Raw genomic sequence first — 19,623 nt, 5'->3', positions numbered from 1 at the left:
AAAAAGGCCAGCATCCTGCTGGCCCGGTAATTACCGAATCGAACTATAGAGGCTTACTGTCTTACAGAGGGTACAACGTTAAAAATTCAATACTTTTGCTTAATAATTGATCGCGATGAATCTGCGATGATCATCACCGCTCCCGCCAGCATTAATGTGTCTTTCAACACCAGACGCCCGGCTCCGGACAAGTACGGAAAACCGTGGTGCAAATCGCCCAGTGGCATCACCCATGCTTCCGGTGTGGTAATTAAAAATGATAACGTCACAATCGGAGTAGCAAATGCCAGTACGCCACCAATTAATCCCAACCAACGGCTAACAGGATTAGCCAGCACCAGCAATGCGATCAGCACTTCGACTACGCCCAGACCATTGGAGAACGTATAGGTGTTATTCGCCTTCTGCCATTCCCGCTCCTGCGGTTTAAACTCACCTTCGTGGGTTAAATGCTGCTTATATTCTTCTGGATGTTCATAAAAAAATGACATTACCGGACTATTGGCAACAAATGGCGTAATACTATCGGCTTCGTAAGGTACAAATTTCAATAAGCCAATCCAGATAAAAACAATGGCAATACTCAGGCGAATCAATGTTAATCCAATTCTATCGCCCTTGCTGAGTAAACGCAGATACTTTTCCATTCAGACTCTCCTCACTTGTACAAAATTGCGGTTGCGTGAGTGCTGCTATCAATGCGCATTGAGGTAATTTTCCAGGAAGTTGCCTTCTTTTCCTGCGCCAGCCTGGCGATTGCATGTTCAACAACAGAAGGTGCAGCGGCAATTGCCGACACGCTGACGCGGGCTACTTCGACCGGCTGCTGTGCCAGTGCAGAAAATGTCACCGGCGCAGTCAGTAAAGCAGTCAACAATAATGAAGTTTTAAGCATGTTCATTTCTATTTCCATTAACTAGTGATTTCACTCGTAATAGAATAAAACATTGCTGCTTATCTTATTTCCTCCATAACGCCAGAATAACTGTTCATGAGTATTTCTTTATATATGATAAAAAAAAGCCCCACACAGGTGGGGCAATCATGCAGGCTATATTATTATTTTATAAGAGAGAAGAGATCGTTCAGTGATTCGCTCATGCTCGGATGAGTAAATATTTGATCGCGCAATGTCGTGTAAGGTAAACCAGCATCCATAACGGTTTTAATGATATTAATCATCTCATGAGAATCCACGCACAGCAGCGATACGCCTAATATCTGTTTCGTTTCGCGATTTACCACCGCTTTAAGTACGCCACGCGTGTCATTCATCACCCGTGCACGCGGGATAGCCGCGACAGGCAGGGTGACAACCTGGACCGCCGCGCCGCTGGCGCGAGCTTGTTCTTCTGTCATCCCCACGCGGGAAAGCGGCGGCGTCATAAAAACAGAATACGGTACGTTTTGGCGATCGCCGGTGTTACGTAATCCCTCGCCTGACAGGTTGTCGCGCACAATACGGAAATCATCCAGCGAGATATAGGTAAATTGTAACCCCCCCGTCACATCGCCCATGGCCCAGATATTGTCTGCCGAAGTACGCAGATATTTATTCACCACAATGGCACCGCGCTCGTTGACATCCACACCCGCATTCTGCAACTGCAGATTTTCAGTTGCCGGTTTGCGACCTGATGCCACCAGTAGCGCATCCACAGTCTGGACGCCTTCCGGCATTTGCACCTGCACCGCGCCGTCATGGGACGAAACCGCCTGTACCCTGGCACTGAGGATAATCTCAACCCCTTTGTCGCGTAAAATGTTGGCGATAGCGTCGGCAATATCCCGATCTTCGCGGGCTAAAAACAGTGGGGCGGCTTCATAAATGGTGACCTTACTGCCAAAGTTGGCAAACATTGATGCGAATTCAATACCAATATAACCGCCGCCCAAAATCCCCAAACGTTCTGGACGTTGCGTCAAACTTAACAACCCGGTGCTGTCAAACACGCCCGGTGTAGTCATTAACCCTGCCACGTTTGGCATCGTTGCCTGTGCGCCGGTATTAATAAAGATCTTTTCGCCGCTTAGTTCAATCGCGCCTGTTGGCTGCACGACCCGCACCGTATGGTTATCAATGAATTCAGCACGACCCTCAATCACATCTACATTTTCCAGATCGGCAAGATTATGGAAGTTTTTATCACGCAGAAAGCTGACAACGGAGGCCTTACGCTGCATCGCCGCAGCAAAGTCATGCTGAAGTTCAGCATCGTGTACCAGGGTTTTGGTGGGAATGCAGCCGATATTGATACATGTCCCGCCATACATGGTGTTTGACTGTTCAATAATCGCCACTCGCCAGCCCGTTTTCGCCAGGGTAGCCGCCAGCGTTTTACCCGCTTTGCCAAATCCGATAATAATCGCCTGATACTGATTCATGCTGTCTCTCCACCATGTCACTGTTCGTTTGTTGAACTGAAGTATAGGTTTAACGATGCATGAACAATGTATCCATATCGCGCAAATTACTGTCAAATCGTCTAAACAACTACTATCTCTCTTCCACTCAATTCATCGAGACAATAAACTAACAGTATAAATTTATTTAAGAAATAATGAGTAGCAGCGTTACTTCATCTCGACAAGCATCAACAAGAACTGCTCAGGAGTCTTTATGGATGCACTTAGCCGATTACTTATGCTTAACGACCCGCAGGGCTCGATTGATCAAAACTGCCTGCTGAGCAGGGACTGGCAACTGCCGCACGCGGCGGGTGAGCTGTCCGTTATCCGCTGGCATACGGTAACCCAGGGGTTTGCTCAACTGGATATGCCAGACGGAACGTCTTCTACGTTACGCCCTGGAACAATAGTCATTCTGCCTCAAAACTCCGCGCATCGGCTGTGCCAGACAGGGGAAGAACAAACGCATATTGTCTGCGGAAGCCTGCGATTGCAGGCTTCTTCACGCTATTTTTTAACCGCCCTTCCGGAAGTATTAATACTGGCACCAGAAGATAACAGTCCCATTAGCCACTGGCTGAAGGCCATGATTGCGCTGATGCAGCAGGAATACATCAACGATCTGCCTGGCTCCAACATCGTTTGCAGCCAGCAATGCGCTACGCTGTTCGCGTTAGCCGTTCGCGAGTGGCTAGCCGAGCCGACACCCGCTAAAAATGTGCTGAATTTACTGCTGCACCCAAGGCTGGGTGCCGTTGTCTTCATGATGCTGGAGTCACCGGCTTTTCCCTGGACTGTCGAAGAACTGGCAAAGCGTGCCCATATGTCGCGGGCCAGCTTTGCGCAGCTATTTCGTGAAGTCTCAAACGCCACGCCGCTGGCGGTGTTAACCGAGCTACGCCTGCAATTCGCCGCCCAGATGCTGTCACGCGGATCGCAGCCGTTGATCGTTATTGCCGAGTCGGTGGGTTACTCCAGCGAATCGTCGTTTCACAAAGTCTTTTTACGGGGATTTGGCTGCACGCCGGGCGAGTACCGAAAACGCGTGAAAGCGCTGGCGGCATAACGCACCGCCTGCTGCGGCAACAAAACCGACGCAGGCGAGCGCTTCAAGGCATTACTTTTGGCTGCGATGCCTGTGCAGCCACATCAGCTTATAAGCTGCCGGAATAATAAACAGCGACAGCAATGGCGCGGTAATCATGCCGCCAATCATCGGCGCGGCAATGCGGCTCATCACTTCTGAGCCCGCCCCTGTCCCCCACAAGATTGGCAACAGGCCCGCGATAATCACCGCCACGGTCATCGCTTTCGGACGCACGCGCAGCACCGCGCCGTGATACAACGCTTCATCCAGCTTATCCGCCGTAAAGGTTTGCGGATTTTCCAGCGCAGGCTCGGCTTCAATAGCATGGCGCAAGTACATCAGCATCACTACGCCAAACTCCGCGGCAACACCGGCCAGGGCGATAAACCCGGTTCCGGTCGCAACCGACATATGGAACCCCATCCAGTAGAGAAACCAGATCCCCCCTACCAGCGCAAAGGGCACGCTGGTGATAATCAGCAGCGCTTCACCAAAGCGACGGAAAGCCAGATAAAGCAGGACAAAGATAATCATCAGCGTCATCGGCACCATCAGTTTGAGCTTATGGCTGGCGCGTTCAAGCAGCTCGAACTGCCCGGAAAACGCCACGCTGGTCCCCGGCTTTAACTGCACGTTTTCAGCGATCGCTTTTTTCAGATCGTTCACCACCGAAACCATGTCACGGTCGCGGGCGTCGATATAAATCCAACTGGTGGGTCGCGCATCTTCGGTTTTCAACATCGACGGACCAGAAACCACTGTCACATCTGCAACATCAGCCAGCGTGATTTGCTGCTTCATGGGCGTCAGAATAGGCAGATTACGCAGCGCTTCCGGGCTATCACGATAGCTCTGCGCATAGCGAAGGTTAATCGGATAACGTGCAATCCCTTCCACCGTTTCGCCCACCATCGCGCCTCCTACCGCGGAGGTGACAAACAACTGTACCGCGCCAACGGTCATACCGTAGCGGGCTGCTTTCTCCCGATTAATGTCCACATTAATATAGCGCCCGCCCACCAGCCGCTCAGCCAGCGCCGAAGCGACGCCCGGCACGGTTCTGGCTACCTCTTCGATTTGTTCCGCCGTGGCGTCGATATCAGCCAGAACGTTACCTGACACCTTTATCCCAATCGGGCTTTTGATGCCGGTAGAAAGCATGTCGATACGGTTACGAATAGGCGGAACCCACAGATTCGCCAGCCCTGGCAAGCGCACGGTTTTGTCGAGTTCGGCGATGATTTTGTCCATCGTCATCCCCGGACGCCACTGATCCTGCGGCTTCAGTTGGATCGTTGTTTCGACCATTTCCAGCGGCGCGGAATCCGTTGCGGTTTCCGCCTTACCGGTTTTACCAAACACACGAGCCACTTCCGGAACGGTCATGATCAGCTTGTCGGTTTTTTGCAGCATATCCGCCGCCTGCGCCGCCGAAATTCCCGGCAGGGTTGAAGGCATATACAGTAGATCGCCTTCGTTAATCTGCGGCAGGAATTCACCACCGACTTTATTCAGCGGGTAGATAACCGTCAGTATCGAAAGCACCGCCACCAGCAGGGTGGTTTTAGGCCAATGCAGCACCTTCAACAACAACGGATGATAAATACGGATCAGGAAACGGTTAAGCGGGTTACTGCTTTCCGCCGGTATTTTGCCACGGATCCAGAACCCCATCAGGATCGGAATGACGACAATAGCCAGAAACGCCGCGCCTGCCATGGCATACGTTTTCGTGAACGCCAGCGGGCCGAACAGTCGCCCCTCTTGCCCCTCGAGCGTGAAAATAGGGATAAACGACAGGGTGATAATCAGCAAGCTGATGAACAATGCCGGGCCGACCTCTACCGAGGCATCGGTAATAACCTTCCAGCGCGTTGCGTTATCCAGTTTTTCATCCGGATGCTGATGTCCCCACTCTTCGAGCCGCTTATGGGCGTTTTCAATCATCACGATCGCGGCATCGACCATCGCCCCGACGGCAATGGCAATGCCCCCAAGCGACATGATATTGGCGTTCAGCCCCTGGAAATGCATCACGATAAACGCGATACACAGTCCCAGCGGCAGGGAAATAATCGCTACCAGCGCCGAACGCAGATGCCACAGGAACAGCGCACACACCAGCGCAACAACGATAAACTCTTCCAGCAGCTTATAGCTCAGGTTATCAATAGCGCGATCGATGAGCTGACTGCGATCGTATGTTGTAACTACCTCAACGCCTTCCGGCAGGCTGCTTTTCAGCGTGTCGAGTTTGGCTTTGACGGCGGAGATCACTTCACGCGCATTTTTACCGGAACGCAGAATTACCACCCCGCCCGCCACTTCGCCTTCACCATTCAGTTCGGCGATCCCACGGCGCATTTCTGGCCCAATTTGCACACGCGCGACATCGCGCAGGTAAACAGGTACACCGTCGGCCCCTGTTTTCAGGACGATATTATTGAAGTCATCAAGCGTTTGTAGATACCCACTGGCGCGGACCATATATTCCGCTTCAGCCATCTCTACAGACGAGCCGCCCGCCTCCTGATTCGACGTATCCAGTGCAGATTTCACTTCCGCCAGGCTGATGCCATATTGCGTCAGCTTCATCGGGTCGATAACAACCTGGTACTGTTTAACCACGCCGCCTACCGAGGCCACCTCTGCCACGTTCGGAATCGTTTTTAACTCATACTTTAAAAACCAGTCCTGAAGAGTACGTAACTCTGCCAGATCGTGTTTACCGCTGCGATCGACCAGCGCATATTCAAAGATCCAGCCGACGCCCGTGGCGTCCGGTCCCATCTCCGCACTGACCCCTGCCGGTAATTTCCCCTGAACCTGGTTGAGATACTCCAGTACGCGCGAGCGCGCCCAGTAAGGATCGGTGCCATCTTCGAAAATGACGTACACATAGGAATCACCAAACTGCGAGAAACCACGCACGGTCTTCGCGCCCGGTACCGACAGCATGGTGGTGGTCAGCGGGTAAGTCACCTGATTTTCAACGATTTGCGGTGCCTGCCCTGGATAGCTGGTTTTGACGATCACCTGAACATCAGAGAGATCGGGCAACGCATCAACCGGGGTATTAATGATAGTCCAGGTTCCCCAGATACTGAGAAACAGCGCCCCCATCATCACCAGAAAACGGTTTGCCACCGAACGGCGGATAATCCATTCAATCATTTATCATGTCCTCAGTGTGAATGGGTCGCCTGGGCTGGCTTTGCGGATGCGTCTTGCGCACCACTGTTCTGCGCGCGCATACGGTCCAGTGCGCCAGAGATATTCGCCTCGGAATCAATCAGGAACAGACCACTGGACACCACTTTTTCACCTTCAGTCAGGCCTGAGCGGATAGCCGTCAGCCCTTGAGATTCATGGAATACCGCAACCTGCTTCGGTACAAATCGACCTTCGTTATCGACGGTGATCACCCGTTGCTCGGTGCCTGTATCAATCAACGCCTTTGAGGGGATCAGCAGCATCGGTTCACTTTGCGTTTTCAGTTGCAGGTAAGCATTCATCCCTGGCTTGAGCGCCTCATCAGGGTTATTGACCTGCAAACGGATCTGCAGCGTACGCGTGGTGGCATCGACACTTGGCAAGATATTCCACTTGCTAATGGTGAAAGGCTTATCCGGCCAGGCGGGCACGGTGATGGTAAATTGCGAGGCGTCTTTGATCAGCCAGGCGATAGATTCCGGGACCGACGCGCTGACCCATACCGGGTCCATCCCCTGAATTTTCGCGACCACATTGTCTTTGGAAATGTTCATGCCGGTACGCAAATCGAATGCGGTAATCACCCCATCAATAGGGGCTTTCAGGGTAAAGCGAGTCTGAATTTTACGCGTCGATTTTAAGCGCTGAATATCCGCTTCCGGCATACCGGCCAGACGTAATCTCTCCAGAATCCCTTCCACCTGCGTCGCACTGCCGCCGGTCTCCCGCAGTAACAAATATTCGCTCTGCGCCTCAACCCAGTCGGGAATCGTCAGATCGATAAGCGGCGCACCTTGCTTAATTTTGTCGCCCACGGTTAGCGGGTAAACCTTTTCGATAAAGCCTGCGGAGCGGGCCTGGACAATAACAAACTGGTATTCGTTATAGCTAACGTTAGCCGGGAAAGTTTGCGCATAGTGCAGCGGGCCACGGCGCACAGGTTCTGTTTTCAGACCCAAATTTTGGGTCTGAGTAGGATCGATACGCACGCCAGGCGCTGACGCGCTCGCGGTCTCTTCATCGGCATATTTGGGGATCAGATCCATATCCATAAACGGTGATTTACCCGGCTTATCAAAGCGCGTGTTCGGGTACATGGGGTCATACCAGAACAACACTTTTCTGGCTTCTTTTTGCGAAGCCTGCCCGGTTTCAGCCGTTACGTTTGCTGATGAATAATAAGTATAAATACCGACAGAAATAACCCCACCGACAATCATGCCAGCGAGAATAAGCGCGGTATTTTTAATATTTAAAGACGCCATAGTGATTTCCATTGCGCGATAGTCTCACCCGCATTTCGAAGAATCCGGGCAAGAATAAAAGAGACCAGCGAGAACGTTATTTACTGATGTGAATATCGCGTAACACAGAGAGATTTCCCTGCTGAACAAACGTAAACGCAACCTTATCGCCGGGTTTAATATCGTCAGCCTTGGTGTCGGCAACCCGCGTAAAACGCATCGTCATGGCAGGCCAGTTCACCGCGGCAATGGGATCATGCTTGATCGTGATTTTTTTACTTTCTTTATCAATAGCTTCAATCACCCCGGTGGCGCTAATGACGTCTTCCTGTTGGGCCGCTGGCTGCATGTTCATCATCTCGCCATGCTGATGCTCATTGGCCTGAGCGTTAAACATGACCACAGAGAAAAAGCTAAACAACACGGCTTTGGCGGTAGTATTCATACTTGATGCTCCTGAAAAGTTAATATTAAGGATTACTCCACCCAACCGCCGCCTAAGGCAGCAAACAGCTTAATTTCATTAACCTGTTGGGCGTAATTAAGATCGAGCAGCGATTGCTGCGTAGCGAATAAAGAACGTTCGGCGTCCAGTACTTCGATGTAGCTAACCGCACCATTTTGATAAAGCGCTCTGGCGCGTTGTAAGGTGATTTGCAATGACGTCAGGTAGCGCTGCTGACCACTAATTTGATCGGCAATGCTTTGGCGCAACACCAGCGCATCCGCCACCTCTTTAAACGCGTTCTGAATTTTTTGTTCGTAATTCACCACCGACTGCTGTTGGCGAATTTCAGCGAGGTCGAGATTGGACTGATTACGTCCGGCGTTAAAAATGGGAATATCTATTTTGGGGACAAAATTCCACATACCGCTGGTCGCATTAAATAAGCTGGAGAGATCGCTGCTGCTGCTGGAAACCGAACTGGTCAAGGTAATCGACGGGAAAAACGCTGCCCGTGCGGCGCCGATATTGGCATTCGCCGCCATTAATCCGTGTTCAGCTTCCAAAATATCCGGGCGCTGCAACAGGATTTGCGACGAGAGCGATGGCGGCAGCGTTACTGGTTTAATATCCCCGCTGCTGCGCATCTGGTCGTTGGGTAATTTCCCGTACGTACCCAGCAACAGTTGCAGCGCGTTGTTCGCCTGCGCCAGTTCACCTTTACGCTTCGCGATTTCGCTGCGCGTGCTTTCAATCACGCCCCGCGCCTGTTCCAGCGCCAGCACGTTGGTGCTTCCGGTCAGCAACTGCTTCTCAACAAAAGCGTAAGAACGCTGATAGTTTTGCAGCGTTTCTTCGGCAATTTGCAGTTGTGCATAAGCCAGACGCTGATTGAAATAACTTTGCGATACGTTGGAGATTAATGAGATGTGTACCGCCCGACGCGCCTCTTCGCTGGCAAAGAAGTTCTGTCGCTCGGCTTCACTCATATTTTTCAGCCGACCAAAGAAGTCCAGATCGAAACTGAGATTGAGTCCAGCTTCGAATTCACGATCGGTGCTGCTATCGCCTTTTAATTTGCCGCTGTAAGTACCGCTGGAACCTGCCGTGATTTGCGGATAGCGGTCAGCATCCGTGACGCCATATTGCGCTCTCGCTTCCTGAACTTTTAGCACTGCCATACGTAAATCGCGGTTATTGACCAGCGCCTCGCCAATCAGCGCCTTTACCTGGGAGTCAACGAAGAAGCTCCGCCAGCCCGTGTCCTGATATCCCACCGGTGCAGAAACCAGGGCGTTCTGGCTTAAGGAGAATTGCTGCGGCACAGGCAATGTCGGACGCTGATAGTCCGGCGCCAATGAACAACCGGCGAGAACGAATACAGCGCTGAGGGTAAGAAGCTTAAATTTGCTCATAGTTCTTCTCGTCCTGACCGGACTGATGGCCCTAAAAAATGTAGGAATTTATAGCGTTGTACTTTAACGAAGTGACTCTGTTTAAGCGGTGACAGGAAAATGACAAAACTGTCATTTTCCCAATAACCGATTGCTATCCGATCCCGCTTCCCTAGAATTGAAAGTCCGCACAACCCGTGTGAGAAGGAGAATGCGATGAAGGTGTTGATAGTCGAAGATGAGAAAAAAACCGGTGAATACCTGACGAAAGGCCTGACGGAAGCGGGTTTTGTCGTGGATTTAGCGGATAACGGCCTGAACGGGTACCACCTGGCGATGACCGGCGATTACGACCTGCTCATACTCGACATCATGCTGCCGGATGTAAACGGCTGGGATATCGTACGGATGCTGCGTTCCGCTAACAAAGGGATGCCCATTCTTCTCCTCACCGCGCTGGGTACCATCGAACATCGGGTTAAGGGTCTGGAATTAGGCGCTGATGATTATCTGGTCAAACCGTTCGCCTTCGCCGAACTGCTGGCGCGGGTCAGAACGCTGCTGCGCCGGGGTGCGGCGGTGATTGTCGAAAGCCAGTTTCAGGTCGCGGATTTAATGGTCGATCTGGTCAGCAGAAAAGTCACCCGCAGCGGGACGCGTATTACCCTGACCAGCAAAGAGTTTACGCTGCTTGAGTTTTTCCTTCGTCATCAAGGGGAAGTTTTACCCCGCTCGCTGATCGCCTCCCAGGTTTGGGATATGAATTTTGACAGCGATACCAATGCCATCGACGTCGCCGTTAAGCGTCTGCGCGCCAAAATTGATAACGATTTTGAGCCGAAACTGATTCAGACCGTACGCGGCGTGGGATATATGCTTGAGGTTCCTGATGCCCAGTAAACGATGGCGGCGCCCTTTTTCGCTGGCGACACGACTGACCTTTTTTATCAGTCTGGCGACGATCGCTTCATTTTTCGCCTTTGCATGGATAATGATCCACTCCGTGAAGGTCCATTTCGCCGAGCAGGACATCAATGATTTACAAGAGATCAGCGCCACGCTGGAGCGGATTATTAACCAACCCAACGAGCCAGAATCACGCCGCCTGGAAACGCTAAAAAACGTGGTTGAGGGCTACTCGAACGTCATTATTTCTCTGGAAGACAGTAAGCAGAAAGCCATTTTTCATTCGCCAAATGCGCCGGATCTCCGGCAATTTATCGCCAGCGCAAGACCGGATAAAAATGCCCATGCCAGCGATGTTTTTATTATATCCGGCCCAACACTGCAAACGGCCAAACATATTCACGGACAAAAAACGTCGTCTAACTGGCGAATGATTCGCCTGCCGGTAGGAAAGCTGACTGATGGAAAAGCGGCGTATACGCTGTATCTGGCGTTATCGATCGATTTTCATCTGCACTATATTAACGACCTGAAAAACAAACTGATTATGACGGCATCGCTGATTAGCATGATGATTGTATTTATCGTGCTGTTCGCTGTGTATAAAGGCCATGAACCGATCCGTAATGTCAGTCGGCGCATCCAAAATATCACCTCAAAAGATCTTGATGTGCGCCTCGATCCGCAAGCGGTCCCTATTGAACTGGAACAACTGGTAAGTTCGTTTAATCACATGATCGAACGCATTGAGGATGTATTTAAACGTCAGTCGAACTTCTCGGCGGATATTGCCCATGAGATCCGCACGCCAATAACCAACCTGGTCACACAAACGGAAATTGCGCTCAGCCAAACCCGTAGCCAAAAAGAGCTGGAAGACGTGCTGTATTCCAATCTTGAAGAGTTTGGTCGTATGTCGAAAATGGTAAGCGACATGCTGTTTCTGGCGCAGGCAGACAACAATCAGCTTATCCCGGAAAAGACAGCGCTTAATCTGGCCGATGAGGTTGGTAAAGTGTTCGATTTTTTCGAAGCCTGGGCAGAAGAGCGCGAGGTTGGCTTACGTTTTGAAGGACGCGCATGCTGGGTTTCAGGCGATCCGTTAATGCTACGCCGGGCAATGAGTAATCTGCTTTCAAATGCCATGCGCTACACGCCAAAAGGCGAGTCGGTAACCGTGCGGGTGAAAGAGGCGGATGGCCTGGTCCAGATAGTCGTGGAAAATCCCGGCCCCCCCATTCCCCCACAGCATCTATCGCGGCTATTTGATCGGTTTTATCGGGTTGACCCTTCGCGACAGCGTAAAGGCGAAGGCAGCGGTATTGGCCTGGCGATTGTGAAATCGATTGTTATCGCCCATCAGGGGAAAGTCTCGGTGACATCCGATCAGCTTGCCACCCGATTTATTCTGACGCTGCCCAAGCATGCGATGTAATTTATGGTAATGGCGTTTATACCTTAAACAATTCGAGTTGCAGGAAGGTGGCAAGAGAGGTAATCCCCGGTCACTTACTTAAGTAAATGACTGGGGTGAACGAGCGCAGCCAGCGCATATGCAGCTTGAAGTATGAACGATATATATCATCACCGATTCTCTGACATAACCGTCATAGTCCTGTCACGCCGCTGACAGCCCTCATCAATTATAATTTCTTCCGTAAACCCAAACAGGAGAAATATGATGAATAAGATATCCTCTTTTTTCGCTATCGCGTTTTTTATTTCAGCTGGCGTTAATGCGGCAGACACACCCAAAATGCATCAGCAGGCCGCAGCAGCCCATGAAATGATGAATAACCGCAGTGCCCCTGCACATCAACAAATGGCGCAAGAACACGTCACACAGACGAATAATTCAACGTCAACGCCATCCCAGGCACGCCCCTTTTCACAAATGAATAAACATGAAAAAGCGATGGTCGTTCATCAGTCAGTGAATAACGGTCATTCATATGCTCATGAGGTTCAGGCCAGGCAGCACCGTGCACAGATCCCCGCGCAAGGGTAACGTTGTCCTGTGTTGAATAAAATGTCCATCAATACACTATGTATGAATATTGCGGACAAAATATGCCACGCAGGCCTGTACATTTACAAGCCTGCGTTCCTGCCATTAATGTCAATATTAATATTTCTTTAAACACTTCATTAAAAAGTAAATATAATTAAGCGTTTTATCTTACTTGTATAAAATACGTAATTCACCTGCCTGTAATGTTGCATATTACAGCCCCCACACTCTCACCATTAATATAAATTAGGATTCCCCCTGGTATGCGTCATTAATATTTAATGGGAGACTGCCGTCGTCGTAAACATGACATTCGAACAGTTCGTATTCCTATAAATAAACTTAATGATGATAGTGAGCAAAAAAATGAAAAAACGTCTGCTGACCCTCTTTGTCCTCGGCCTGACAACGGCCACAACGGCATGCGCAATTACCCCGGCAATGCAGAAAAAGTATGAACATTCAGGTTGTACGCAAATGAGTGAACTCAATGGCTGCGATATCAATAAATCCTATCAGTGGAACCGCGATCATGGCTTTATTGAGAACGGCAACAGCCAGCAGAGCCGTCATCATCATGGTGAAGAGCAGCAAAATACCGCTGACCGGGATAACCACGATAATGCCGATATTTACGGCAAATTCAGCGGAAATTACGTAGCCAAATTTGCCAATGGTCAACGCAGCGTTGATATTCACGTCGAGGGTTCCAGCGTGTACGTCAATGGTAATGAAGTGCGTGACGTAAATACCTATCAGGATACGATGACCTTCCGTGTCGGCTATGCCACTTACACCATTAAAACGAATGGTCGCGGTAGCTGGAATGACAGCGATGCCGGGAATGCTGGCAAAATTGTGCGCGAGTGACGGATACCGCCACAATGAAAAAACTGATTTCCACGTTGGTTATTATGGCTAGTCTGTCGGGCTGTGCCGAACATCCTTATCTTTCTGCAGCCGCTGCTGGTATTGGGGCCGCAGCAGTTGCCACGGCGATCGCTAATCACAAAAACCGTGAAGCCAACCGTGATAAAGAGCATGAACGCCAGGAGCGCGAGCAAAGGGAGAACCAGCATGCGTGGCGGCATCGTCACCATCACTCTGATGATGACGGCCATTACTATCACCGCTAAGTCAGCACAAAGAGCGCTGCGATCACAGCGCTCTCAACGGTCATGTATTACAGTATGCCGTTTTAATACTGGAGTCAGGCATGGCATTAACCCTCACGGTATTGCTTGAAAACAGGCGCGCTGCGAGCGCAGATAAATCCTTACGGGCAAAGCCTGGATTAAGTCTGTTAGTTCAGGATGAAACCACCACCATACTATTTGATACCGGCCCGGACGACAGCTTCATACTTAACGCCGCGCAAATGGGCGTAGACCTGACGCAATTGACCGCCGTGGTTCTTTCGCACGGCCATTACGATCACTGTGGCGGCGTGCCGTGGCTGGCGAATAACAGTCGTATCATTTGCCATCCCCAAATAGCCTGCGAACGGTACGCCTCAATAACCCTGGCGGGAACGCCAAGAAAAATAAAAAAACTCTCGCGTGATAACGACTACTCTCGACTAATCATGGAATACACCCGTGAACCGTTGGCGATCAGCGATCGATTTTTGTGGTCCGGGGAAATTAGTGTCGCCACTCCACAGGCCTATGGCGTTATTAGCGAGAAAACACCTCAACCGGATTACATCAGCGACGAAGGCGTATTGATCTATAAATCTGATCGCGGGTTAGTCATCATTACCGGATGCGGGCATCGGGGAATAGAGAATATCGTACGCCATTGCCAAAACATCACCGGCGTTAACCAAATTTACGCCCTCGTCGGTGGGTTCCATTTACGCACTGCCTCCCCCGCTAAGCTATGGCGAACCCGACAATTTATTAAGCAACAACAGCCAGAAAAACTACTCGGCTGTCATTGCACCGGTTCGTGGGGTCGATTGTGGCTACCGGGAACTGGCGCCCCGGCAACGGGAGATGTGATTGTGCTGGCAGAGTAAGGGCGATAAGACATTGCCATACCAGCAATAAAAAGCGGGAGCCTTACGGCCCCCGCTTTTCAACCATCATTACAGAGTGACGATTGCTGGCTCATCAAAGACGGTGAGTTTTGGCGCTTCGCCGGTGAATTTCTCTGCGTATACCAGGCTGGTATTCCCCGCACAGCCATTCGCCAGCCTTGAGGTTGGGATATCCGCCGTCAGCACGTTCGCGCCGCCATTTTTGCAGATACCGTTCTCAATATCTGGCCATGCGCCTTCATGGATACAGATGATTCCCGGTTTGATACCGTCACTGATGTGTGCCCCCACCAGCACCTGTCCACGCGCGTTCCATACGCGTACCAGATCGCCCTCGGCAATACCTCTGGCTTTCGCATCATCCGGGTGAATCGTTACCGGCTCACGATTGGCAATCGCGTACTCTTTGCGCAGCGAAGCGTAGTTCAACTGACTATGCAGACGATGTGCCGGGTGCGCCGTCAGTAGCTGCAGTTGATCTTTATCCGCAGTTCCTTTCCATTCATCGGGTTCAATCCATGACGCATGCGGCGGACAATCTTTGTATTGATAGCCTTCAATCGTTTTTGAGTAGATTTCTATCTTACCGCTCGGCGTTCCAAGCGCATTCATCACTGGATCGCTGCGGAAATCCGCGTAGCGTACATATTTGTTATTCTTTTCATTCTCACGCATTTCGATCAGTTTGTTTTGCTGCCAAAACGCGTTGAACTGAGGCATGGCGATACGCTGGGCGCGGGCGGCTTTTTGCGCGGCATCATAGAACTGCTTCAGCCACGCCATTTCATCTTTGCCCTCGGTGTAGACCGCCTTACCGCCAGGCTTGAGCATCTCCGCCAGATCGGCAAATACGTCAAAATCACTGCGTGCTTCAAACTGCGGCTCAATGACCTGCTTCATCGGTACCAGATGTTGGTTACTGTAATCACCGGTCATGGTCAGATCGTTGCGCTCAAACGACGTGGTGATCGGCAGGACTATATCGGCATGTTTGGCCGCTGCGGTCCAGTAGCACTCAGAGATGACAACCAGTTCAGGCTTCTGCCAGGCTTTGATTAGACGGTTAGTATCCTGATGATGGGTAAAGTTAGCGCCGCCCGCCCACCAGATCATTTTGATATCCGGGAAGGTTTGCTCTTTACCGTTATGCTGATATTTGCCGCCTGGATTTTCCAGCGCTTCGACAATTCGCGCTACCGGCAGGCTGATCACCGCATCGGAAACCGCCCAGTCGTTCCCCGCAGATGACCCACCCTCAATTTGGGCGGAGATGGCTGGCAATACTCCCCCGGTACGCGTTGGGTTACCGCCGTTGGAATAGTGATAAGAGAACCCGAAACCACCGCCTTCGGTACCAATTTGCCCCAGCATCGCCGCCAGAGTCACCAGCATCCAGTGTTTTTGCTCACCGTATTGCTGGCGCTGAATCCCCCAACCCGCCATGAGCATGGTTTTATTGCTGGAGAAAATTTCCGCCAGCTTCTCCAGTTGCTCAGCAGGCACGCCGCACACGCCGGAAGCCCACTCGGCGGTTTTCTCTATTTTGTCGCTCTTGCCGAGCAAATACTCTTCAAACTGCGGATATCCAGTGGTGTATTTTTCCAGGAAGGCTTTGTCATGGAGATTTTTCTTCACCAGCGTATGGGCGATCCCTAACATCATCGCCACATCGGTCCCCATATGTGGCGCAATCCAGGTCGCATTATCACCAAAGAACTCAATGGTTTCGGAACGCATCGGATCGATGGCGATGACGCTTTTCCCTGATTTCTTCAGCAGATTAAAGTATTCAATCCCCTGTTCATCCGTGCTGCTCCAGGCAATCTTGAGGGTATTGAGCGGGTTCATCCCCCACAGCACCACGACCTGACTGTGCTCAAGCACCATCGGCCAGGTGGTTTGCTGCTCATAGACTTCAACCGATCCCACAACGTAAGGCATGATCACCTGCGCGGCACCGGTTGAATAATCTCCGGTATGACCTGCGTAACCACCGGCCATGCTCATATAGCGTTGCAGTAAGGTTTGCGCTTTATGCAGAACGCCGCTAGAGCGCCAGCCATAAGAACCAGCAAATATCGACGCTGGGCCATAGCTGCTACGGATCCGGCTATGCTGCTCGTGTATCAGTTTCAGTGCCTGCTCCCAGCTAACCCGCACGAAAGGATCGCTTCCACGTTTACCATCCGCATTACCCGGGTTTTCCAGATAGCTTTTGCGCACCATCGGATATTTTACGCGGATATTGGTATGGACCTGATCCGGCGCGGTTTGCTGTAACGAGTTCGGCACCGTTTTAGGCAACGCGCCTTTTGAGGAAACCACTTTGCCATCTTTTACTTCCACGTATACCGCGCCCCAACGCGCTGCCGTCAGAATCGCTCCGCCATTTTGGCCTTCGGCCCAGGCCGGCATTGGGATCACCGAAGAAATCGCCATTGTCCCGGTTGCCGCGCCGGCCGTCTTAATAAAGTCACGTCTTGTGAGTTTCATGATTTCTCCTGATTTATCGCTTATTTGTTCATGTCTTTAGCGTTGTACTGGAAGTAACGGCTCAGGATATCCAGTTCGTTTTCACTGATATTGGTGCGAGCTCCCATCCCTTTTGCTACTGAAGGCCAGGCGTTGAGCGTGAAATGATTCGCCGGAATTGGCGCATGGCAGCCCGCGCAGTACACATTGTCGAGTTTGCGCGCGTAATCCCACATCGGTTCACGGCTGGCGAGAGCGGAACCGCTCCATTCACCCTGCAGCACGACATCTCGCCACACATTGCCGTAATCATCTTTTTTCCAGTCGGAGAGGATCTTCAGCGATTGCTGACCTTTTTCACTCAGGCTGGCAAGAATCAAACGCTGTCCTGCCGCGTAGTAAATGACCTGTTCATTTCCCTGCATCTGGCTACCGCGAATCTCGACCTGTCGCGTATTGTCCGTTGTTTTCAGAACCTGCATTTTTGTTGCCGGGTAAACGGTTCCCAAATCGCCCAGCGCAGTGTTGCTTACGGCATAAAGCTCTGTTGCCGAAGCAGGGGTGGAGGCTGACTGCGCTTCAAGCCCTTTGAGCGCGCTGTCATCCATTTTTATTTCAGGTGGGAAATGGGCGACGCCTTTGTGGCAATCAATACAGGTTTGCTTTTCCTCAATGCCCATTTTGTGCATTTTCTGGGCCTCCGCGCTTTGTGCGGCAAGATCCATCGCGTCCATGCTGTGACAGCTACGGCAGGTCGCAGAATCGCTCGCTTTTAGCTGTGCCCAGACGGTTTGCGCCATCTCCAGACGGTGTTCTTCAAATTTTTCTGGGGTATCGATTTTTTTGGTTATGAACTGATGATAAACATCTTTTGAGGCCCGCAGTTTAGCCACCAGATAATCCAGACCGCCCTGGGGGATATGACAATCAGCACACTCTGCACGAATACCTTTCTGATTCTGAAAGTGAACCGAACCGGTATATTCCTCATACGGTGCCTGCATCGTATGGCACGATAAACAGAATTCCGTGCTTGAGGTTTTGTGCAACGTCCATTGCCCTGCCAAAACGATAACAGCACCAAGAACAATGCACAGCAGCATCGTCCCGAGGATGGTTTTATTTATTTTTCTCATCTTTTATTCCCACAAGACGAATACCCTTTAATAGGTAGACAATAATTACCCTAACGCGGTTACTTATTGATATTCATCAAACGCAGAGGGAAATGAGAATCAGCATGTGGGTAAGTTTGAAGGCGCTCGCATAATTAATACGAACGAAATTAAATATAAAATACCTTTTTAAATTCAGAGAATTAAACCAAATCCAAGGTTTAATTAACCATTAATCATGAAAACGTCAGAATAAAAGTTTGATGAGTGCTGAATGGCATTAAAATTATGCCCTTGGCAATAGTCGCTATATAACAAAATATACAATGAAAAAACATAAAAACGAACCCTTTTCTATTACGTGATAACACGTATTAATGAAGATCCCCCTCTTGTGGTTGTGCTCAGATATACATTCACGACAAGACTTGTGACACACAGCTATCATTGACGCGCATTTATGCATGCAACCTTGATCTGGTCACTTATTATACAAATTCGATTTTCGCTACACTCTGGGTAGAGGTAAACAAACAGGAGGTAGTGAATATGTATCGCTCAATTCTGGTACCCATTGATATCTCTGAAACCGATTTAACCCGCCATGTTGTTCCACAGGTCCAGGCGCATGCCAAAACCGCTAAGGTCCACTTTTTAGCCGTTATTCCTACCGTTCCGTTCTATGCCTCGCTGGGGCTGGCTTACTCAACAGAATTCCCGGACAGAAGCGGTCTGCAGGCCAAGGCCAGCGAAAAACTCGAAGAGATTATTAAGCAGTTCAATATTCCTGCAGGCAGGAGTCAGACTCACGTCGTTTACGGCCCGCCGAAGGATCAGATCCTCAAACTGGCGGAGGCGGTAGACGCTGAGCTTATTGTTATTGCCTCACATAAGCCTGGTTTTAGCACTTATCTGCTGGGTTCAACGGCGGCTGCCGTAGTACGCCATGCAAAATGTCCCGTACTGGTTGTGCGGTGATAGGGCTAAAATGGGGGAGAATTTACACTAACGTTTATAAGTTAAGCATTCTTGAGAACATGTGATTCTTGCTCAGGGTTGCGTTCACCTCAGCGGTAAATGTAGCAATATACCGGAGGCAACAGATTCATTGCCTCCGGATGTCCCACTCTCAGTTACTCATTACGGCCATTCATTTTCGTTAAAATGACAAGCATTAGAGCAAATGTATTCCCGGTGTTCTGTGGCTTAGGTCATCACTCAGTTCTGAATATCCAGCCTGACCAGTGCCAGCAACAGCTGACTCAGCGCACCGTAGAAACCAAAGT

At 50.6% G+C, this 19,623-nt stretch carries 17 protein-coding genes and 1 pseudogene; 8 read left to right on the top strand and 10 right to left on the bottom strand.

Translation table 11 applies throughout. The features are described 5' to 3' along the window. Positions 1-86: 86 nt before the first annotated feature. The 3 genes from rclC to rclA all read right to left on the bottom strand — a co-directional run bounded on the left by rclC (position 87) and on the right by rclA (position 2,385). Entirely contained in the window at positions 87-647 is a 561-nt protein-coding gene (gene rclC / locus FDW87_RS04200) for a reactive chlorine resistance membrane protein RclC (protein WP_016152157.1), read from the bottom strand. A gap of 11 nt (positions 648-658) precedes the next feature. Continuing rightward, a complete protein-coding gene (rclB, locus tag FDW87_RS04195) occupies positions 659-895 on the bottom strand; it encodes a reactive chlorine resistance periplasmic protein RclB (protein WP_029139445.1) in 237 nt (78 codons plus the stop codon). A gap of 164 nt (positions 896-1,059) precedes the next feature. Beyond that, entirely contained in the window at positions 1,060-2,385 is a 1,326-nt protein-coding gene (gene rclA, locus FDW87_RS04190) for a reactive chlorine resistance oxidoreductase RclA (RefSeq protein ID WP_137379476.1), read from the bottom strand. A 235-nt stretch (positions 2,386-2,620) separates the two neighbouring features. Between rclA and rclR the strand changes: the two genes are divergently transcribed. After that, entirely contained in the window at positions 2,621-3,475 is an 855-nt protein-coding gene (rclR, locus tag FDW87_RS04185) for a reactive chlorine-specific transcriptional regulator RclR (RefSeq protein WP_137379475.1), read from the top strand. A gap of 51 nt (positions 3,476-3,526) precedes the next feature. On the opposite strand, the gene FDW87_RS04180 is transcribed toward rclR, so the two are convergent. From FDW87_RS04180 to FDW87_RS04165, 4 genes are all read right to left on the bottom strand, one after another. Continuing rightward, positions 3,527-6,670 carry a CusA/CzcA family heavy metal efflux RND transporter gene (locus FDW87_RS04180; protein ID WP_016152153.1) on the bottom strand — a complete coding sequence of 1,048 codons (3,144 nt, stop codon included), beginning with the start codon at positions 6,668-6,670 and terminating at the stop codon, positions 3,527-3,529. An 11-nt stretch (positions 6,671-6,681) separates the two neighbouring features. After that, positions 6,682-7,974, bottom strand: coding sequence for an efflux RND transporter periplasmic adaptor subunit (locus FDW87_RS04175; protein WP_016155926.1), 1,293 nt, complete (start codon positions 7,972-7,974; stop codon positions 6,682-6,684). Between the two features lie 76 nt (positions 7,975-8,050). Beyond that, entirely contained in the window at positions 8,051-8,398 is a 348-nt protein-coding gene (gene cusF / locus FDW87_RS04170) for a cation efflux system protein CusF (RefSeq protein WP_016155925.1), read from the bottom strand. A gap of 32 nt (positions 8,399-8,430) precedes the next feature. After that, complete coding sequence (locus FDW87_RS04165) at positions 8,431-9,813, bottom strand: efflux transporter outer membrane subunit (RefSeq protein WP_016155924.1); 1,383 nt, start codon at positions 9,811-9,813, stop codon at positions 8,431-8,433. A 195-nt stretch (positions 9,814-10,008) separates the two neighbouring features. Between FDW87_RS04165 and cusR the strand changes: the two genes are divergently transcribed. From cusR to FDW87_RS04135, 6 genes are all read left to right on the top strand, one after another. Then, positions 10,009-10,692 carry a copper response regulator transcription factor CusR gene (gene cusR, locus FDW87_RS04160; protein WP_016152149.1) on the top strand — a complete coding sequence of 228 codons (684 nt, stop codon included), beginning with the start codon at positions 10,009-10,011 and terminating at the stop codon, positions 10,690-10,692. Beyond that, positions 10,682-12,133, top strand: a complete 1,452-nt coding sequence (locus FDW87_RS04155) for a Cu(+)/Ag(+) sensor histidine kinase (RefSeq protein WP_016155923.1) — start codon at positions 10,682-10,684, stop codon at positions 12,131-12,133. Before cusR ends, FDW87_RS04155 begins: the two co-directional genes overlap by 11 nt. A 246-nt stretch (positions 12,134-12,379) precedes the next feature. Beyond that, positions 12,380-12,706 carry a hypothetical protein gene (locus FDW87_RS04150; protein ID WP_049271324.1) on the top strand — a complete coding sequence of 109 codons (327 nt, stop codon included), beginning with the start codon at positions 12,380-12,382 and terminating at the stop codon, positions 12,704-12,706. A 369-nt stretch (positions 12,707-13,075) separates the two neighbouring features. Continuing rightward, positions 13,076-13,579, top strand: coding sequence for a hypothetical protein (locus tag FDW87_RS04145; RefSeq protein WP_137379474.1), 504 nt, complete (start codon positions 13,076-13,078; stop codon positions 13,577-13,579). 14 nt (positions 13,580-13,593) lie between these two features. After that, a complete protein-coding gene (locus tag FDW87_RS04140; RefSeq protein WP_016155920.1) occupies positions 13,594-13,845 on the top strand; it encodes a membrane lipoprotein lipid attachment site-containing protein in 252 nt (83 codons plus the stop codon). A gap of 80 nt (positions 13,846-13,925) precedes the next feature. Continuing rightward, entirely contained in the window at positions 13,926-14,729 is an 804-nt protein-coding gene (locus FDW87_RS04135) for an MBL fold metallo-hydrolase (RefSeq protein WP_049042944.1), read from the top strand. A 69-nt stretch (positions 14,730-14,798) separates the two neighbouring features. Here FDW87_RS04135 and FDW87_RS04130 read toward each other — a convergent pair whose 3' ends face one another. Both FDW87_RS04130 and FDW87_RS04125 read right to left on the bottom strand, forming a co-directional pair. Next, positions 14,799-17,243 (bottom strand): trimethylamine-N-oxide reductase 2, encoded by a 2,445-nt coding sequence (locus FDW87_RS04130; RefSeq protein WP_016152143.1) that lies wholly within the window; start codon positions 17,241-17,243, stop codon positions 14,799-14,801. Between the two features lie 20 nt (positions 17,244-17,263). Then, positions 17,264-18,358: a NapC/NirT family cytochrome c gene (locus tag FDW87_RS04125; RefSeq protein WP_016155916.1), complete on the bottom strand. Its 1,095-nt coding sequence runs from the start codon at positions 18,356-18,358 to the stop codon at positions 17,264-17,266. 528 nt (positions 18,359-18,886) lie between these two features. Between FDW87_RS04125 and uspF the strand changes: the two genes are divergently transcribed. Continuing rightward, positions 18,887-19,315 carry a universal stress protein UspF gene (uspF, locus tag FDW87_RS04120; protein ID WP_003021923.1) on the top strand — a complete coding sequence of 143 codons (429 nt, stop codon included), beginning with the start codon at positions 18,887-18,889 and terminating at the stop codon, positions 19,313-19,315. 240 nt (positions 19,316-19,555) lie between these two features. Here the strand turns inward: uspF and torD are convergent. Beyond that, positions 19,556-19,623, bottom strand: a pseudogene (gene torD / locus FDW87_RS21720) (molecular chaperone TorD); the annotation flags it as partial.

It is taken from the genome of Citrobacter sp. wls826 (assembly GCF_005281245.1).
Taxonomy (GTDB): Bacteria; Pseudomonadota; Gammaproteobacteria; order Enterobacterales; family Enterobacteriaceae; genus Citrobacter; species Citrobacter braakii.
Note: the sequence above shows the minus strand (reverse complement) of the source record. Positions and strands in the feature narration are given on the sequence as shown.

Coding starts and splice junctions, on each gene's coding strand:
- FDW87_RS04125 (WP_016155916.1), bottom strand. CDS start 18,358: ATGAGAAAAATAAATAAAACCATCCTCGGGACGATGCTGCTGTGCATT.
- rclA (WP_137379476.1), bottom strand. CDS start 2,385: ATGAATCAGTATCAGGCGATTATTATCGGATTTGGCAAAGCGGGTAAA.
- FDW87_RS04155 (WP_016155923.1), top strand. CDS start 10,682: ATGCCCAGTAAACGATGGCGGCGCCCTTTTTCGCTGGCGACACGACTG.
- cusF (WP_016155925.1), bottom strand. CDS start 8,398: ATGAATACTACCGCCAAAGCCGTGTTGTTTAGCTTTTTCTCTGTGGTC.
- rclC (WP_016152157.1), bottom strand. CDS start 647: ATGGAAAAGTATCTGCGTTTACTCAGCAAGGGCGATAGAATTGGATTA.
- uspF (WP_003021923.1), top strand. CDS start 18,887: ATGTATCGCTCAATTCTGGTACCCATTGATATCTCTGAAACCGATTTA.
- FDW87_RS04175 (WP_016155926.1), bottom strand. CDS start 7,974: ATGGCGTCTTTAAATATTAAAAATACCGCGCTTATTCTCGCTGGCATG.
- FDW87_RS04135 (WP_049042944.1), top strand. CDS start 13,926: ATGGCATTAACCCTCACGGTATTGCTTGAAAACAGGCGCGCTGCGAGC.
- rclR (WP_137379475.1), top strand. CDS start 2,621: ATGGATGCACTTAGCCGATTACTTATGCTTAACGACCCGCAGGGCTCG.
- rclB (WP_029139445.1), bottom strand. CDS start 895: ATGCTTAAAACTTCATTATTGTTGACTGCTTTACTGACTGCGCCGGTG.
- FDW87_RS04165 (WP_016155924.1), bottom strand. CDS start 9,813: ATGAGCAAATTTAAGCTTCTTACCCTCAGCGCTGTATTCGTTCTCGCC.
- FDW87_RS04130 (WP_016152143.1), bottom strand. CDS start 17,243: ATGAAACTCACAAGACGTGACTTTATTAAGACGGCCGGCGCGGCAACC.
- FDW87_RS04140 (WP_016155920.1), top strand. CDS start 13,594: ATGAAAAAACTGATTTCCACGTTGGTTATTATGGCTAGTCTGTCGGGC.
- FDW87_RS04180 (WP_016152153.1), bottom strand. CDS start 6,670: ATGATTGAATGGATTATCCGCCGTTCGGTGGCAAACCGTTTTCTGGTG.
- FDW87_RS04150 (WP_049271324.1), top strand. CDS start 12,380: ATGAATAAGATATCCTCTTTTTTCGCTATCGCGTTTTTTATTTCAGCT.
- cusR (WP_016152149.1), top strand. CDS start 10,009: ATGAAGGTGTTGATAGTCGAAGATGAGAAAAAAACCGGTGAATACCTG.
- FDW87_RS04145 (WP_137379474.1), top strand. CDS start 13,076: ATGAAAAAACGTCTGCTGACCCTCTTTGTCCTCGGCCTGACAACGGCC.